We start from the raw sequence: 16164 nt of genomic DNA, 5'->3' as shown, positions 1-16164 counted from the left end.
ATACACCGGGGCTGACCCAGATAACTACTTCAAGTAACGCTTAACCCATTGTCTTAGCTGCAATAACTGAGCTGAAGGGTCACTGTTGTTGAAACGCCACTCGCATTCCTTCAAATATAGCCCAAATTGGGCCTTGGGGACACCGTTAAATCGGCGCATGTGGCGCTTGGCTTGGTTCCAGAAATTCTCGATGCCATTGATGTGGTTGTGACGGTCTGCAAAGAGCTTGGAATGGTTGATGCGAAAGTGGTGGAAGTCTGACACATCCAGCACATTATAACCGCGCCAACAATCGGAATAGACGATGGAATCCGGCACGACTTTGCGCTCTATGATCGGGATCAGAGTGGCGGATTTGGCGTCCGGGATGATCTTGGTGTAAACCTTCCCACCCCTTTTTAATATACCAAAAACGGGAATTTTACCTGCCGCACCACGCCCGCGTTTACCTTTGCGTTTGCCGCCAAAGTAGCTTTCGTCCACTTCTATTTCTCCGCCGAACATAGCTTGGCTTTCCGCCTCCAGCTCATAGGCGATTATCTCGCGCAGGCGTAGAAAATAAAACGCTGCGGTCTTGCGGTTTACACCACACAAACTGGCTGCTGTTCGTGCTGTCGATCCCGAAACAAAATGCTCCGTAAGACGGTCTTGCTTGTAGTGGCTCAGGCGACTCTTTCTCATGCTTCCCATCATAACCTCTTTTTAGGTTATCTGGGTCAGCCCCTACACCAAACCGAATTTTTAAAACGGGCACCATATCACCGGGTGCCCGTTTTTTGTGCTTATTCTCTATTCTTCGGGACTTAGTGCCAGCCGGTACAAATGCCACGAGGCATGCCCCAAAACCGGCAACACCACCAACAGCCCCAGAAAATAGGGCAGCATCCCGATAATCAGCATCAGCACAATAAACCCGGCCCATAGCAACATGACCGGCAGGTTTTGCAGCACTGTCTGGAAACTGACGATCATCGCTGTGACGAAATCCAGTTCCCGATCCAGCAGCAATGGCAGCCCCATCACGGTGATCGCATAGATCAATCCGGCCAAGGCAGCACCCGCCACTGTGCCTACGGCCAACATGGTCATCCCATTCGCGGTCAGGAACACATCCAGCGACGACATCACATTTGTCATCGCCGAAAGCCCCAGAAACACTGCAAATATCATGTGCCCCGCAAAGGCCCAGAACATGAATATCAGCACGATCACCACGATGATTGACGGAAACTGGCGGTTCTTTTGCCGGTATGCCATACCCAAAAGGCAGGCCCATGTCGGTTTCTCGCCCCGCTCGCGGCAGCGGCTGATTTCATACAGCCCCACCGCCAAAAACGGCCCGATCAGCGGGAAACCAAAACCAAGGATCACCACCCAATAGGTTTCCCCCGTGGCCCGCGTCACCCACCAGATCAACATTCCCCCAAGGACATATACCCCTCCGAAAAACAACCCGAACAAAGGGTATGCCATGAAATCGCTCCAGCCCGATTTCAATGCGGATTTCAGCATGGATATGGTTACAGTATTTATTTCAGGCACCTTTGAAGGTGCCAGCTCTTCTACAGCTGTCATTGTTATCTCTCCTGTTCGCGCACTCAGGCTAGCGGCAGGAGGGACGTAACGGCAAGGAAAATCTGAGCGTGTGTCTGCGGGGCTTAGTCATCGCCCTGTGCTTCGGCACGGGATTTACCAGATACATCCAGCGCCAGTGTGGCCGCCATGAACCCGTCCAGATCACCGTTCAGAACGCCCTGGGTATCGGATGTCTCGTAATTGGTGCGCAGGTCTTTGACCATCTGGTAGGGCTGTAAGACGTAGGACCGGATCTGGTTGCCCCAGCCCGCATCACCCTTGTTTTCATGGGCGTCATTGATCGCCTGATTGCGTTTATCCAGTTCCATCTGATACAGACGCGACTTTAACGCTTTCATCGCGATATCGCGGTTCTGGTGCTGGGATTTCTGCGACGAGGTCACCACGATATTGGTCGGAATGTGGGTGATCCGCACTGCGGAATCCGTGGTGTTCACATGCTGCCCACCTGCGCCCGAGGAGCGGTAGGTATCAATGCGGATATCCGATGGATTAACGTCAATTTCGATATCGTCATCCACTACAGGGTAAACCCAGACCGAGGAAAACGATGTGTGGCGCTTGGCATTTGAATCAAATGGGGATATGCGCACCAGCCGGTGCACACCGCTTTCGGACTTTAGCCAGCCATAGGCGTTCGGGCCGCTGATCTTGTAGGCAACCGATTTGATACCGGCCTCTTCCCCGGGTGTTTCGGACTGTAATTCGACCTTATAGCCCTTCTTTTCGGCCCACCGCACATACATCCGCGCCAGCATGTTGGCCCAGTCACAGCTTTCGGTGCCACCGGCGCCTGCGTTGATTTCAAGGAAGGTGTCATTGCCGTCTGCTTCGCCATTCAGCAACGCCTCCAGCTCTTTCTGGGCGGCGGTTTTGGCCAGTTTGGTCAGGGCCTCTTCGGCCTCCTTGACAACTTCTTCATCCTCTTCCATCTCGCCCAGCTCGATCATCTCGACGTTGTCGGACAATTCCTGCGCGATATCCTCGTAGGTCTTGATCGCATCCAGCAGCGCCTGACGGTCGCGCATCAGTTTTTGCGCCTTGGCGGGGTCGTCCCACAGCGTCGGGTCCTCGACCCGCGCATCGAATTCTTCCAGCCGGTGTTTGGCCGTGTCCCAATCCATCCGCTGGCGCAAAAGTGCGAGGGATTTTTCAATCGCGTCCACGGTGTTCTGTGTCTCTGCGCGCATGGGGTAGCCTTTGGATGTTGGTGGTCAGGTCAGTATCAGGGGTGTAGCAATGTCAGGCGTGACGGGCAAGCAGCCCGTCAATACAACCCGCCCGATTGCACGGTCCCGAAGGTGGCCTTGCCGCCCAGCGTCACGGTGTTGCCATCGGATGTGGTTACGGTTGTGGCCTGGTCGACCTCGTTAAACAGGGGCAGATTGGCCCCCATCGCAAAGCCGCCATCAAACGCAATACCGAACATCGGATCTTCGCCATCGCGGAAATATTCCGCCACTACATTCGGACCCGAGGCATTGTCAGGCAGGCGTGCACCGGTATAGCGATCGATCTTTATGAAATGGCCGCCAGGGGGCACCGCAAAGGGGCCGCCCCCATATTTTGCTGTCGCCTTTTGCATGAATTTATTAAACACAGGCGCGCACATTGTGCCACCAAATGCCCCGCGCCCCAAAGGCCGCGGTGTGTCAAAACCCATATAGCAACCAGCCACGATATTAGAAGTGAAACCTGTAAACCAAACATCTTTTGATTCATTGGTTGTCCCGGTTTTACCGGCAACCGGCACATTCAGATTGATCTTGCCTGCGGCTGTCCCGCGCTGAACAACCCCCTGCATCATCGACCGGATCTGATAGGCAGTCACCGCATCAATAACCCTTTGACGGTTCGACACGATCCTTGGCGCCACACCAGGTTCCAGCGAAGCAACCTGGCAATCCACACATTCCCGCTTGTCGTGTCGGTAGATCGTATTTCCATAACGGTCCTGCACACGGTCCACCAGTGTCGGTTCAATCCGCTCACCGCCATTGGCTATCATCGCATAGCCAGTCACGATCCGCATCAATGTGGTTTCCTGACTGCCCAAGGCATTGGCCAAGAACCGGTCCATCCTGTCATAGACCCCGAATTTTTCGCCATATTCAGCAACAACTTCCATGCCAATTTCATTGGCAAGCCGGATCGTCATAATGTTTCTTGATTGCTCGATCCCCGTGCGTAATGGTGTCGGGCCATAGAACCTTTTGGATGAATTTTTTGGCCGCCATATGCCCTGCGCTGTCGATATTTCGATCGGGGCATCAACAATAATCGTTGCCGGAGTATAACCACTGTCCAATGCTGCGGCATACACGAATGGTTTGAAGTTCGAACCGGGCTGGCGCCACGCCTGTGTTGCCCGGTTAAACACCGAATTCTGATAGGAAAACCCGCCCTGCATCGCAATCACACGACCGGTATGAACATCCATCGCCATGAAACCGCCCTGAATTTCCGGCACCTGTCGCAATGTCCAGCGGATAAAGCTGCCATCGCTATCTTTGACCATGGCCCGTACATGCACTACATCGCCAACCTCAACCAGTTTCCCTTTACGCCCCAGTTTGCCGTTGTCCAAACGCTTGCGTGCCCAGGCCATATCCTTGGCCGGAACCCAGTTTCCACCCTCGGGCGTGTCCACCCCTTCGATACCCAACCGCGCCCCTTTATCGGTAACTTCCAGTACCACGGCAGGGTGCCACTGTGTTTCCAGAAAAATGTCACGCGCAACCCGCACATTGGCCAGCGCCGCGCGCCATGTTGCTTCGTCAACCAGTGCTTCGGCGGGCAGGGTTTTGCCCGTTCCACGCCAAACGCCCTGACGCCGGTCATATTTTTCAAGCCCTTTGCGCAGTTCTTTAGCCGCTTCTTTTTGCATCTCGGGATCAATCGTTGCCCGAATGCTCAGACCACCACTAAAAAATTCACCCTCGCCAAAATCGCGGGTCAGCTGGCGGCGGATTTCGTCGGTAAAATAGTCGCGCGGTGGCAATTCCTGCTTGAAGCTCTCGAAATCACCGTTTTGCACTGTCAGCAATGGCGCGTCGCGCGCTGTTTCATAAGCATCCTTGGTCAGATACCCGTTTTGATACATTTCCCGCAGCACATAATTGCGTCGCGTTACAGCTTTATCGTGCTGGCGCACCGGATGGTAATCCGACGGCGCTTTGGGCAGCACGGCCAGATAGGCCACTTCCTCGGGCTTCAATTGATCCAGTGTTTTGTTGAAATAGGTCTGGGCCGCTGCGGCCACGCCATAGCTGTTCTGACCCAGAAAAATCTCGTTCAGGTAAATTTCCAGCACCTTTTCGCGGCCAATGGTATTGACCAGACGCGCGGCGATAATGATCTCGCCAATCTTGCGCTCGATCTTGCGCTCGCCACCCAACAGCATGTTTTTGGCCACCTGCTGTGGAATGGTCGACGCCCCGCGCACCCGTTTGCCGCGTGATTTCACAGCCTCGATCATCGCCGCCGCAATGCCACGCAGATCATAGCCCGCATGTTTATAGAAATTCTTGTCTTCAGCCGAGATGAACGCCTGCTTGACCAAATCGGGAATGTCACCAATGGGCGCAAACAGGCGGCGTTCCTTGGCAAATTCGTCAATAATCCGCCCCTCGCCCGAATAAATCCGGCTGATCGTGGCAGGTGTATATTGTGCCAGCGCCTCGTGACTGGGCAGGTTCCGGCTAAAGGTCCAGAACACGCCGCCCAGAACCAATGCGCCCATCAACAGGGCCAGCGTCAGCCAGCTAAAGATTGCGCCAAAAAATGACAAGATGCCTTTGATCAAAACCGTTCTCCAAAACGAGGTCTAGGGCGTATATAGGCACGCGTTGACCGAGGGTCAAAATAAGTTGCCAAAATAATCAGCCATTTCGCGCCGTTTTCATCACTTTTATTTCATTACTGCCGACGCAAACCCGCTTCTACGGCATCGGCCGCGCTCCATTCAATCAAACCCGCCCGAATCCCCTTGGCCGCCTTCGCCCGCCATTGGGGCGTCGTAAGGTTTTTCAAGTCACCGGAATTCGATAAAAACCCGATCTCGATTAAAACCGACGGTATATCTGCTGCTTTCAACACAGAAAACCCTGCCGATTGCCTCGGACGTTTGTGCATCTTGCCAATTGCCGCTGTCAGCCCGATCACCAACTGGTCCGCCAGTTTATCCGCTCGCGCCGTTGTTTCCACCCGTGCCATATCCATCAACACACCGGCAATCACATCATCCTGCCCGGCCAGATCAACACCGGCCAGCAGATCATCCCGATCATGGCGTTCCGCCAATATGGCCGAGGCCTCGTCCGTCGCGGTTTCAGACAGGGTATAAACCGTCGCCCCTGCGGCCCCTCCCTCGCTCAAAGTATCGGCATGCAGCGAGATAAACACATCCGCACCGGCCTTGCGTGCAATGCTGATCCGCGTTTCAAGCGGGACGAATATATCTTCATTGCGGGTCAAAACCACCCTGAACCCGCCTGCCCGCGTCAAATCCTCTTTGATCTGGCGGGCAAAGGACAACATCAGGTTTGCCTCGGTCTCGCCCCCGGTTTGCGCGCCTGGGTCAATCCCGCCGTGCCCCGGGTCCAGCACCACAACCAGCGCCCCACCGGTTTGGCGGGCCACCGGACGCGTCACACCGGCGCTTTGCGGCACTCCCCACAACGGGGTCTGCGGCGCGCCAGCGCGGGCAGCAAAATCGGACGCATCACTGCTCACCAGACGGATTTGCACCATCGCATCGCCGTCATTCGGATCTGTCACCATCGTTGCGGTTTTCACCACCAATGGCGCCGCCAGATCAACCACCATGCGCGACCAGCCGAGTCGAAACACTCCGATACGCGCCCCGCTTGCCTGTGAGCCTTGCAGCAGATCGGCTGCCTTCACCCCGCCCCAGTCCACTTCGCGAAAATCGACCACCAGCCGCCGCGGTTCATCCAGTGTGAACACCCGATACGGCACCGCCTGCGTCAAATGCAGATCAATCGCCAGACCGCTGCGTCCAGCATCCCGAATATAGGAGCGTGTAGCGTCCAGCCGCGCCAGCGCCGACATCTGCTGCGCCTGCGCCGCCCCTGCCCACAGGACAAAGACCATCATCAATAATCGTGTAATACCGCTCATCTGTCACCTATTTTACGGTGACTATACCGCCCCGCAAACAATTGCGAAACAGCCTTCCCATTATCGTTCCATAAATATCCGCGCCGCAGGCATCCCGCGCCCTCAGCCTGTGCCGCGTTTATCCATAAACGCCTTCAGTCGGGCCAGACCTTCCACAATATCCTCTGTCGCCCGCGCATAGGAAAACCGCAACGTCCCTGCCCCACGAACAGGGTCAAAATCCAGCCCCGGCGTGACCGCCACACCGGCCTCGCGCAGAATTTCATCAGCAAAGGCGCGGCTGTCGCCCGTCATCGAAGACACATCCGCATAGATGTAAAATGCCCCGTCCGGCGGCGCGATCCGGTCAAACCCCGCCTGCGGCAACCCCTCCAGCATCAACCGGCGGTTTTCGCGGTAAACATCCATGTTCCCCTCAAGCTCATCGCCACATTCCATTGCCGCCAGCGCCACCAGTTGCGAGGCATGCGAAGGACAGATGAACATATTCTGCGCCAGCCGCTCGATCACGCGCACATGATCTTCAGGCACAACCATCCAGCCCACCCGCCAGCCGGTCATCGAGAAATACTTGGAAAAGGAATTGATCACATAGACATCATCACTGATCTCCAGCGCCGAAACCGCGCGGCCCTCGTACTGGATGCCATGATAGATTTCATCGGAAATGAAACTGATCCCCTGATCCGCACTGGCATGGATCAACCCCTCCATCGCACCCCTGTCCAGCATTGTGCCCGAGGGATTCGCAGGCGAAGCCACAATCAACCCGTCCAATTCCCGCCCTGACAGATCAGCCGGAACCGGCTGCAAGCGGTTTTCAGCCGAGGTTTGAATCCCCACCGGTGCCAGATCCAGCGCGCTTAAAATCTGCCGATAAGACGGATAACCCGGCTCGCCCAGCCCCACCCGCGCGCCTGCGTCAAACAGCGTGGTAAAGGCCAGAATGAACGCACCGCTGGACCCCGGCGTCACAATCACCCGCGCCGGATCAAGGTCGATACCATACCATTCTTTATACAGCCCGGCGATCCGCGCCCGCAGTTCCGGTAGGCCCAGTGCCACGGTATACCCCATCGCCTGATCCTGCATCGCCTCTGCCAATGCGGCGCGCGCAGCAACGGGGGCCGGCGTGCCGGGCTGGCCGACTTCCATATGGATAATATGGCGCCCTGCCACCTCAGCGGCGCGCGCGGCCTCCATCACATCCATCACGATAAAGGGATCAACCACGCTTCGACTTGATGTTTTCATCATACCCCCGCAAACTGCGCAAAATTCAGGGGTCTTGTCCCAAGCAATGCAAAGAAGGTCAATGGCAGCATTTTTCATTAAACGGTTTTTACAAGTCGCGCTTTTTCTGGCCGCCCTAACCACCAGCGCCAGCGCCCAAAGCCTGATCCGCGATGCCGAAATCGAATATGCCCTGCGCAAGCTGGCGCAACCGATCTTTACCGCTGCCGGACTAAACGGTAACCACATCAAAATTCTGGTGATCAATGACAGCAACCTGAATGCCTTTGTTGCCGATAACCAGCATATGTTCATCAATTCCGGCCTGATCCTGAAACTGAAATCGGCCGAGGAACTGCAAGCCGTGATCGCCCACGAAACAGCCCATATCGCCAATGGCCATATCTCGCGGCGGCTGTCCAATATGCGCTCGGCTAGAACCGCTGCCGGTCTGGGTATTTTGCTGTCACTGGCCGCGGGTGCGGCTTCGGGGAACATTACCGCAGGCACCGGCGCCGCTGTTGGCACGATGAGTTCGGCCCAAAGGGTATTCCTGTCCCACACCCGCAGCGAGGAAAATTCGGCCGACCAGTCCGGTGCCCGTTACATGGCCCGCGCCGGGATTGACCCGCAAGCGATGGTCAAAGTGCTGGACCTGTTTCGCGGCCAAGAGGCGTTCTCGTCCACCTCGCGCCATATCGATCCTTACGCCCTGACCCACCCGATGTCTCGCGATCGTCTGCGCGCGGTCAAAGGCTATGCCGCCGCCTATGGCCCGCAAGGCAAACCCGATCCGAACGCCGGTTACTGGTATGCCCGCGCCCGTGGCAAACTGGGCGCCTTTATCCGCAACCCCAACTGGGGCCTGCGCGAAGCCCGCAAGACCAGCTACAAAGACGTGGCCCTGATGATGAAGGCCGTGGCCTATCACCAGATGCCAAATGTCAAAAAGGCACTCAAAGCAGTGGACGCTTTGGTCAAGGCCCGCCCGAATGATCCATATGCCCACGAACTGCGCGGCCAGATCCTGCTGGAATCACGCAAATTCAACGCCGCTGCCGCCGCTTATGCCAAAGCCGTGTCGCTTGCTCCGCGCGAGGCGCTGATCCTTGCTGGTTATGGCCACGCCCTGCTGGCCCAGGGCAACATCAAAAAGGCGCTGCCCGTGTTGGAAAAGGCCCGCGCGCGTGACCCGCAGGACGAACGCATGATGCGCGATCTGGCAATGGCCTATGCGAAAACCGGCAACAACGGCATGGCCTCGCTTGCTACTGCCGAACGATATGCCCTGCGCGGCCGCCTGAAAGACGCCGCCCTTCACGCCAAACGTGCCGCGGGCCTTTTGCCGCGTGGCTCGGCGGGGTGGAATAGGGCACAAGACGTGTTAAGAGCTGCGCAAGCAGTAGCAAAACGGAGATAAAACCAGCATGAAACGCATCCTACTGGCCACAGCATTGGCCATCACCACATTTACCGCGCCAGCATCGGCCACCGACCTGATGGATATGACCGACAGCGAACGCGATGTGTTTCGCGCCGAGGTCCGCGCCTATCTGATGGAAAATCCCGAGGTGCTGCTGGAAGCCATCAACGTGCTTGAGCAACGTCAGGCCGCCGAAGAAGCGGTGAACGATTCCACCCTGCTACAAAACAACGCTGAAGAAATATTCAACGACGGGGTATCCTATGTCGGTGGCAATCCGGATGGCGATGTTACCATTGTCGAATTCTCCGATTACCGCTGTCCTTATTGCAAACGCGCCCACCCCGAGGTGGCGCAATTGCTAGAAAAGGATGGAAACATCAAATTCATCTATAAGGAATTTCCAATCCTTGGGCCGGATTCCCTAACCGCGGCCCAGTTTGCCGTTGCCGTTCTGTTGCAGGACGGACCCGAAAAGTATCGCGCAGTCAACAATGCCCTGATGGAAATGCGTGGCGAACCCAGCGATGCGGCTTTGACACATATCGCGGACGGGTTCGGCCTGGATGGCACGGCCCTGCTGGATAAAATGAAAAGTGATGAAGTGATGCAAGTCATCAAGGCCAACCGCGCCCTTGGACAGCGCCTGAAAATATCAGGCACGCCGACTTTTATCATTGGTGATCAGTTGATCCGCGGATACATCCCACAAGACAATATGCAGGCTATCGTAGACGAAGCCCGCAAAGAGTAATTCAGGCTCCGTCCATCCCGCCAAACCGGGGGTGATGGACGGGGTATTACTCTGCCGCTTCTGTCTTGGCGATCTCGGCCTCGATCACAGCGGCGCGTTCCTCGACCTGCTCGACGATATGTTCGATCATCTCGTCATTGCTTAACTTGTGGCTTTGGGCACCGGCGATATAAACCATCCCGCTGCCTGCCCCGCCGCCGGTGAATCCGACATCTGTCATCAGGGCTTCGCCCGGGCCATTCACAACACAGCCAATGATACTTAGCGACATCGGCGTTTTGATATGTTCAAGGCGGCGCTCCAGCGTGTCCACCACCTTGATCACATCAAACCCCTGCCGCGCACATGAGGGGCAGGAAATGATATTCACCCCGCGATGGCGCAAGCCCAGAGATTTCAGAATTTCAAAGCCCACCTTGACCTCTTCCACCGGATCGGCAGACAGGGATACGCGGATGGTATCGCCAATGCCTGCCCACAGCAGATTGCCAAGACCGATGGCAGATTTGATGGTGCCGGACACCAATCCACCCGCTTCGGTTACGCCCAGATGGATCGGCGCGTCTGTGGCCTCGGCCAGTTGCTGGTAAGCGGCGGCGGTCATGAACACATCCGACGCTTTGACCGAAATCTTGAATTCGTGGAAATCATTGTCCTGCAGGATGCGTATATGTTCCAGCCCGCTTTCGACCATCGCGTCGGGGCACGGTTCGCCGTATTTTTCCAGCAGGTGTTTTTCCAGTGATCCCGCGTTCACGCCGATGCGGATAGAACAATTATGATCGCGCGCGGCCTTGATCACATCCTTTACCCGTTCAGGATTGCCGATATTGCCGGGGTTGATCCGCAGACAGGCGGCGCCTGCCTCGGCCGCCTCTATGGCGCGTTTGTAATGAAAATGGATATCGGCAACGATTGGCACGGGGCTTGCGGCGACAATTTCCTTTAGCGCGGCGGACGACTCCACGTCCGGCACCGACACCCGAACAATATCGGCGCCAGCCTCGGCACAGGCCAGAACCTGCTTGATGGTGGCCGCGGCGTCAGAAGTCAGCGTGTTGGTCATCGTCTGCACCGCAATCGGCGCATCCCCCCCGATTGGCACAGAGCCAACGTGGATTTTGCGGGATTTGCGGCGGTCAATATCGCGCCACGGACGGATCGGGTTATGCGTCATCACAAAGGGCCTTTGTTTGGGCTGCTATGGGGGAGTAGATAATCACCTGCGCAAACAGGTGCAACGCCAAGCTGGCGTTATTCGTCCGGCAATTTGGCAGGATCAACCGATAGTTCAGCCACCACTTTGGCCAGTTCAGCATTTTGTGTCAGATCGGCCAGCGCATATTTTTCGGTGATCTCGCCCTCGCCCAAGGCAACCTTGCTGACCACTGACGGGCCATCACCCGCAGGGCCGTATGTTTTACCATTCACAGCAAAATATACACCGCCGGCATAACCGGTGCGCAAAGTTGGCGGTTCTTCGGTTTTAGGCAGAACAAACTTGTCGCCGGGCTGCATGACTTTTTCATAGATCACTGTGCCGTCAGCAGATTTGACACGAACCCATGCCTCACGAACCGCAAAAATCGCCACTTCGGGCACGCCATCCTCGACCACCTTGATAAGGGTGGGGTCTGTAGGTTCGGGGGACAGGTCGGGTTGGTCCAACCCTGCCATGACCCGCCGAAGCTCGGGGGCGCTTAGGCTGGTATCGGGCGCCAATGTGCCAAAGCTGTCGGGGTTCAGCGCTGCAATCGGACCATCACGGGCCACCATAACCGGCACTTCCAATGCCTGCGGGCGATACAGCCGGTCCAGTGCATCGGGCGATGGTGCCACGAACCCCGTGGTTTCCTCCTCGCTCATTGCCAATACGTCTTCGCGGCCTGCCAGCGGATCCACTGCCGTTGCCAGCCCGGGGGCCTGTTCGACCGGGGCAAACTGCACGCGTTGTACTTCCTGCAAAACGGTCCAGCCGCCGTATCCAATGCCACCGATCAGTGCGACCAGAACCATCATTGATCCGATTGCATTGATCTCGACACCGGAAAAGAAGGATTCCTTGCGTGGCAGGAACGTTGCATTCGGGTCAGCCAACGGGTCGCGATTCTGCACGACACGCTCGGTTTTTTGCGACGTGGTCGATGAAGCCTGCGCCGACATTCCGTGGGCCGTTTCGTAATCGCTTTCATCACAGAATTTCTGAAAGGCCCATTCCGGATCCATCCCCAGATAGCGCGCATAGGAACGCACATATCCGGCAATAAAACTGGGGGATTCAAAGGCGCTGGGATCGGCGTTTTCAATCGCCGCAACATAGGTCGCTTTGATCTTTAGTTCGCGTTGGACATCCTGCAGGGATTTGCCAAGGGTCGCGCGTTCGCCGCGCATCACATCCCCAAGACGTAGATCATATGCATCGAATCCAGACGGATGGACTGTTTCTTCAGCCTCTTTGGGCGTAAAAATTCGCCCGATCATGTGCCCTGCTCCGATGTCACCACATAGTCCCCAAAAGTGTCGACGATTCGCTTTACGCCAACCTATTACGGAATCGTTACCACAAACCAATCAATATTGCACGTTTTCAGATAGTTTAGCCTGTAAGGTCGGCGCGATTCAGCGCACATTGGGACCATAGATCATCCATGGCATGAACCAGCTTGTCCATCTCCTCGGGGCCATGCACCGGCGACGGGGTAAACCGTAACCGTTCGGTGCCCCGTGGCACGGTCGGGAAATTGATCGGCTGGACGTAAATACCGTAGTTTTCCAGCAGCAGATCAGACAGCATTTTGCATTTCACCGGATCACCCACATGCACCGGTACGATATGGCTGCCGTGATCGGTGATCGGCAGGCCCATCGCCTTTAGACGATCCTTCAGGATGCGCGCATGGGTCTGTTGCAATTCGCGCAGATGCGGATCGGTTTTCAGATGTTTGACCGACGCCGCCGCCCCCGCTGCAACTGCGGGCGGCAGGCTTGTGGTGAAAATAAAACCGGGCGCATAGGAACGGATCGCATCCGCCATCTTGGCGCTGGTGGCAATATAGCCGCCATGCACACCGTATGCTTTGCCCAAGGTGCCGTTGATGATATCGATCCGGTCCATCAGCCCGTCACGTTCGGCCACACCGGCGCCATGAGCACCATACATGCCCACGGCATGCACTTCGTCAATATAGGTTAATGCGCCAAATTCTTCTGCCAGATCAAGCACTTCTTCGATTGGGCCAAAATCGCCATCCATCGAATAGATTGATTCAAAGGCAATCAGTTTCGGTGCGTCCTTGTCCAAGCCTTCCAGCAATTCGCTCAGGTGGGCGGTATCATTGTGGCGCCAGACCTTTTTATCGCAACGCCCGCGGATAATGCCCTGAATCATCGACGCATGGTTCAATTCATCCGACAAAATAGTCAGCCCGGGGAACAACAACGGCAAGGTGGAAAGCGTGGCGTCATTGGCAATATAGGCCGATGTGAAAATCAGCGCCGCTTCTTTTTGATGCAAATCGGCAAGCTCGGATTCCAGTGCCTTGTGGTACACCGTGGTGCCGGAAATATTGCGGGTCCCGCCCGACCCGGCACCGGTTGCATGCAGCGCGTCGTGCATCGCTTCCAGCACATGCGGGTGCTGGCCCATGCCCAGATAATCATTGCCACACCAGACGGTGATTTCCTGCTCGCTGCCATCGGGTTTGCGCCAGATCGCATGCGGGAAAGCCCCCTTGCGACGTTCGATATCAATAAAGGTGCGATAGCGTCCTTCGTCGTGCAGACGTTGCAGGCTTTCGTCGATCTTGGCGGAATAATCCAATGGTCAGCTCCCTAATATCCAGCGGCCCAGAATCACCGCTGTCGTTCGCGTTATCACAGGGAATAGCGCAGTTGTTTTAACAAAAACAGGTTACAAAATGCCGCGCGACCTAATTGTCCTGAATTACAACCCTACAGTCAGTCGCGCCTTTTTCAGATGCTGCTTTGTTACAGGCTGCCACCGCTGCCTCGGCTGCGCCATCACCCTTGGCAATCGCATAATCGCCGGTTGTTGGCGAAATCGCCATCGCCTTGGCCCCACGCCCTTTCAGATATGTTTTCCTGAATGCCGTTGTGGCACTCGCGGATAATTGCAAAGGTTGTTCGGAAAATTTGCGCGGAACGACATAAGCCACCATCAAACACTTTGGCCCGCCGCCACGCAGGGCATTGCATTCCTTGATAGCCGCAGCTTCGGCGGCCTTAATGCTGTGGTGGTTTGCCACAGCTGAAATAGACTTATGCGCCAGCCCCTGTTTAGGCGATGCCGCAACAGCCCCGTAATACAGCACCGCCTTGAACTCGGGCATATCCGCCATCAATTCCAGGGTTTTCACATCGACATCCGTCATAAAATCCTGCGGCACCACAACAAATTCCGTTTTCTTCGGGGAAAACAGCATCCGCTTGGCCTCTTTGCCGGTAAAGGGCGCCTCGCCCGCCATGGCCTGCGTGACGCCCAATACGATAATTGCCGCTGCGGTAAAGAGCTATGCCCAAAAGTTGGTGACGCAGTAATCAGGCGGCATGTTTTTCCTGCTTGATCCCGTCCTTAAATTCAACCCCTTCGATGATTTCCGGCAATCGGAATGCGCCGTCGAGTTTACGCCATTTCTTCTTTGCCGACATCATCAGGCGGAAGGTCATTGCCAAGGCGGTCTTGCGCCCGAGGCAGCCTTTGGTCTTCTTCGTTCGGTGCCGCACGGTGGCAAATATGCTTTCGATGGGGTTGGATGTGCGGATGTGTTTCCAGTGCTCGGCAGGGAAGTCGTAGAAGGTCAGCAGCACGTCCCGGTCCTTGGTCAGCTTCCCCACGGCACGCTCGTATTTCACGCCATAGGCTTCGATGAAGAAATTGAACGCGGCCTCGGCGTCCCGTTTGTTCTCGGCCATCCAGATGTCCTGTAGATGGCCCTTGGCTTTGGCTTGCAGCGACTTCGGCATGGCATTCAGGACGTTGCCGGTTTTATGCACCCAGCAGCGCTGCTCCCGGGTCTCACCGAACACCTCCCGCAAGGCGTTCCAGAAGCCGAGCGCGCCATCACCAACGGCCAGATCAGGGGCTTTTCTGAGGCCACGACGTTGCAAGTCCAGCAGCAGTTCACGCCAGCTCTGGCTGCTTTCTCGATACCCGTCCACGAGGCCCAGAACATCCTTGTTACCCCACTCGTCCGCGCCGATGATCACCAGCATGCATTGCTTGTCAGCATCCGTGCGCGGCTTGAAATAAACCCCGTCGGCCCAGAAATACACATAGCGTTTGGCCGACAGGTCACGCCGGTTCCAACGCTCGTATTCTGCCCACCACTCCGCCTTCAGGCGCGAAATCGTGCTCGATGTCAAACCACCCGCATCAGGCCCCAGAAGGGCCGCCAGTGCTTCGCCGAAATCACCCGTGGAAATACCTTTGAGATAGAGCCAGGGCAACAACTCCTCGACCGACTTTGCCCGGCGCAGATACGGCGGCAGAAGCGTCGAGGTGAACCTGATCTTCTCCGCCCCCGTGCCACGATCACGCACCCGAGGCACATTCACCGGGACAGGGCCGATCCCCGTCATCACCTCGCGCTCCGGCAGGTATCCGTGGCGAACAAGGCGCTGGCGACCGGCCGAATCCCTCAAATGCGCGTGTTGCGCCATCAGATCACAAACCTCGGCCTCGACCGCCTGTGCCAACAGATCCCGCGCGCCTTTGCGCAAGATATCCGTCAGCGGATCAGGTGAAATTCCGGCTGGATCGGTAAACTCCAAAATAGTATCGTCTTCCATGTGGCATATCCTTTTCTCTCTGAGAATCGCGGCGCGTCAACACCGCCATGATATGCCACCCAATCACCCCATCACCAACTTTCGGGCATTACTCGTCACCGGCGCATCCGGTTTTCTTGCCAGCCATATCCTGCTGCAACTTCTGGAACAGGGCTATACCGTGGGTTGTGTCTCGAAAGTGGTGGAAATTGATTTCAGGCACCTCCGA

Annotated in this window: 14 protein-coding genes; 3 read left to right on the top strand and 11 right to left on the bottom strand. The window is 56.4% G+C overall.

Annotated elements, in window-relative coordinates; all coding sequences use genetic code 11:
- Window positions 1–24 precede the first annotated feature (24 nt).
- Both ACQY4M_RS00440 and ACQY4M_RS00435 read right to left on the bottom strand, forming a co-directional pair.
- Window positions 25–681: an IS1595 family transposase gene (locus tag ACQY4M_RS00440; RefSeq protein ID WP_428539609.1), complete on the bottom strand. Its 657-nt coding sequence runs from the start codon at window positions 679–681 to the stop codon at window positions 25–27.
- A gap of 108 nt (window positions 682–789) precedes the next feature.
- The gene (locus ACQY4M_RS00435; RefSeq protein ID WP_428539404.1) at window positions 790–1419 is read right to left on the bottom strand and encodes a DUF2189 domain-containing protein; all 630 of its coding nucleotides are present in this window, start codon (window positions 1417–1419) and stop codon (window positions 790–792) included.
- Window positions 1420–1471: 52 nt separating this feature from the next.
- Here ACQY4M_RS00435 and ACQY4M_RS00430 point away from each other — a divergent pair, with 52 nt between their 5' ends.
- On the top strand, window positions 1472–1624 hold the full coding sequence (locus ACQY4M_RS00430) for a hypothetical protein (RefSeq protein WP_428539401.1): 153 nt from the start codon (window positions 1472–1474) through the stop codon (window positions 1622–1624).
- A gap of 34 nt (window positions 1625–1658) precedes the next feature.
- Here the strand turns inward: ACQY4M_RS00430 and prfB are convergent, their stop codons facing one another.
- The 4 genes from prfB to ACQY4M_RS00410 all read right to left on the bottom strand — a co-directional run bounded on the left by prfB (window position 1659) and on the right by ACQY4M_RS00410 (window position 7992).
- Window positions 1659–2786: a peptide chain release factor 2 gene (prfB, locus tag ACQY4M_RS00425; protein ID WP_428539398.1), complete on the bottom strand. Its 1128-nt coding sequence runs from the start codon at window positions 2784–2786 to the stop codon at window positions 1659–1661.
- Between the two features lie 77 nt (window positions 2787–2863).
- A complete protein-coding gene (locus ACQY4M_RS00420; RefSeq protein WP_428539395.1) occupies window positions 2864–5401 on the bottom strand; it encodes a penicillin-binding protein 1A in 2538 nt (845 codons plus the stop codon).
- Between the two features lie 113 nt (window positions 5402–5514).
- Window positions 5515–6738, bottom strand: coding sequence for an N-acetylmuramoyl-L-alanine amidase (locus ACQY4M_RS00415; RefSeq protein ID WP_428539392.1), 1224 nt, complete (start codon window positions 6736–6738; stop codon window positions 5515–5517).
- Between the two features lie 102 nt (window positions 6739–6840).
- Window positions 6841–7992 carry a pyridoxal phosphate-dependent aminotransferase gene (locus tag ACQY4M_RS00410; protein WP_428539606.1) on the bottom strand — a complete coding sequence of 384 codons (1152 nt, stop codon included), beginning with the start codon at window positions 7990–7992 and terminating at the stop codon, window positions 6841–6843.
- A gap of 61 nt (window positions 7993–8053) precedes the next feature.
- Between ACQY4M_RS00410 and ACQY4M_RS00405 the strand changes: the two genes are divergently transcribed.
- Complete coding sequence (locus tag ACQY4M_RS00405; RefSeq protein ID WP_428539389.1) at window positions 8054–9391, top strand: M48 family metalloprotease; 1338 nt, start codon at window positions 8054–8056, stop codon at window positions 9389–9391.
- A 7-nt stretch (window positions 9392–9398) separates the two neighbouring features.
- Window positions 9399–10148 carry a DsbA family protein gene (locus tag ACQY4M_RS00400; RefSeq protein WP_428539386.1) on the top strand — a complete coding sequence of 250 codons (750 nt, stop codon included), beginning with the start codon at window positions 9399–9401 and terminating at the stop codon, window positions 10146–10148.
- 46 nt (window positions 10149–10194) lie between these two features.
- On the opposite strand, the gene ispG is transcribed toward ACQY4M_RS00400, so the two are convergent.
- The 5 genes from ispG to ACQY4M_RS00375 all read right to left on the bottom strand — a co-directional run bounded on the left by ispG (window position 10195) and on the right by ACQY4M_RS00375 (window position 15956).
- The gene (gene ispG, locus ACQY4M_RS00395) at window positions 10195–11325 is read right to left on the bottom strand and encodes a flavodoxin-dependent (E)-4-hydroxy-3-methylbut-2-enyl-diphosphate synthase (protein ID WP_428539383.1); all 1131 of its coding nucleotides are present in this window, start codon (window positions 11323–11325) and stop codon (window positions 10195–10197) included.
- A gap of 77 nt (window positions 11326–11402) precedes the next feature.
- Window positions 11403–12629 carry a helix-turn-helix domain-containing protein gene (locus tag ACQY4M_RS00390; RefSeq protein ID WP_428539380.1) on the bottom strand — a complete coding sequence of 409 codons (1227 nt, stop codon included), beginning with the start codon at window positions 12627–12629 and terminating at the stop codon, window positions 11403–11405.
- Window positions 12630–12744: 115 nt separating this feature from the next.
- Window positions 12745–13968: a 5-aminolevulinate synthase gene (gene hemA / locus ACQY4M_RS00385; protein ID WP_428539377.1), complete on the bottom strand. Its 1224-nt coding sequence runs from the start codon at window positions 13966–13968 to the stop codon at window positions 12745–12747.
- A gap of 109 nt (window positions 13969–14077) precedes the next feature.
- Window positions 14078–14650, bottom strand: a complete 573-nt coding sequence (locus ACQY4M_RS00380) for a 5-aminolevulic acid synthase (RefSeq protein WP_428539374.1) — start codon at window positions 14648–14650, stop codon at window positions 14078–14080.
- Between the two features lie 55 nt (window positions 14651–14705).
- A complete protein-coding gene (locus ACQY4M_RS00375) occupies window positions 14706–15956 on the bottom strand; it encodes an IS256 family transposase (RefSeq protein WP_428539230.1) in 1251 nt (416 codons plus the stop codon).
- Window positions 15957–16164: the final 208 nt, after the last annotated feature.

Source organism: Profundibacter sp., from assembly GCF_965277155.1.
GTDB lineage: Bacteria > Pseudomonadota > Alphaproteobacteria > Rhodobacterales > Rhodobacteraceae > Profundibacter.
This window is presented reverse-complemented; position numbering and strand designations above follow the sequence as displayed.

Excerpts from the sequence above, each read along its gene's own strand:
- ACQY4M_RS00440 (WP_428539609.1), bottom strand. The coding sequence starts at position 681 with ATGAGAAAGAGTCGCCTGAGCCACTACAAGCAAGACCGTCTTACGGAG.
- ACQY4M_RS00435 (WP_428539404.1), bottom strand. The coding sequence starts at position 1,419 with ATGTTGATCTGGTGGGTGACGCGGGCCACGGGGGAAACCTATTGGGTG.
- ACQY4M_RS00430 (WP_428539401.1), top strand. The coding sequence starts at position 1,472 with ATGAAATCGCTCCAGCCCGATTTCAATGCGGATTTCAGCATGGATATG.
- prfB (WP_428539398.1), bottom strand. The coding sequence starts at position 2,786 with ATGCGCGCAGAGACACAGAACACCGTGGACGCGATTGAAAAATCCCTC.
- ACQY4M_RS00415 (WP_428539392.1), bottom strand. The coding sequence starts at position 6,738 with ATGAGCGGTATTACACGATTATTGATGATGGTCTTTGTCCTGTGGGCA.
- ACQY4M_RS00410 (WP_428539606.1), bottom strand. The coding sequence starts at position 7,992 with ATGAAAACATCAAGTCGAAGCGTGGTTGATCCCTTTATCGTGATGGAT.
- ACQY4M_RS00405 (WP_428539389.1), top strand. The coding sequence starts at position 8,054 with ATGGCAGCATTTTTCATTAAACGGTTTTTACAAGTCGCGCTTTTTCTG.
- ACQY4M_RS00400 (WP_428539386.1), top strand. The coding sequence starts at position 9,399 with ATGAAACGCATCCTACTGGCCACAGCATTGGCCATCACCACATTTACC.
- ispG (WP_428539383.1), bottom strand. The coding sequence starts at position 11,325 with ATGACGCATAACCCGATCCGTCCGTGGCGCGATATTGACCGCCGCAAA.
- ACQY4M_RS00390 (WP_428539380.1), bottom strand. The coding sequence starts at position 12,629 with ATGATCGGGCGAATTTTTACGCCCAAAGAGGCTGAAGAAACAGTCCAT.
- ACQY4M_RS00375 (WP_428539230.1), bottom strand. The coding sequence starts at position 15,956 with ATGGAAGACGATACTATTTTGGAGTTTACCGATCCAGCCGGAATTTCA.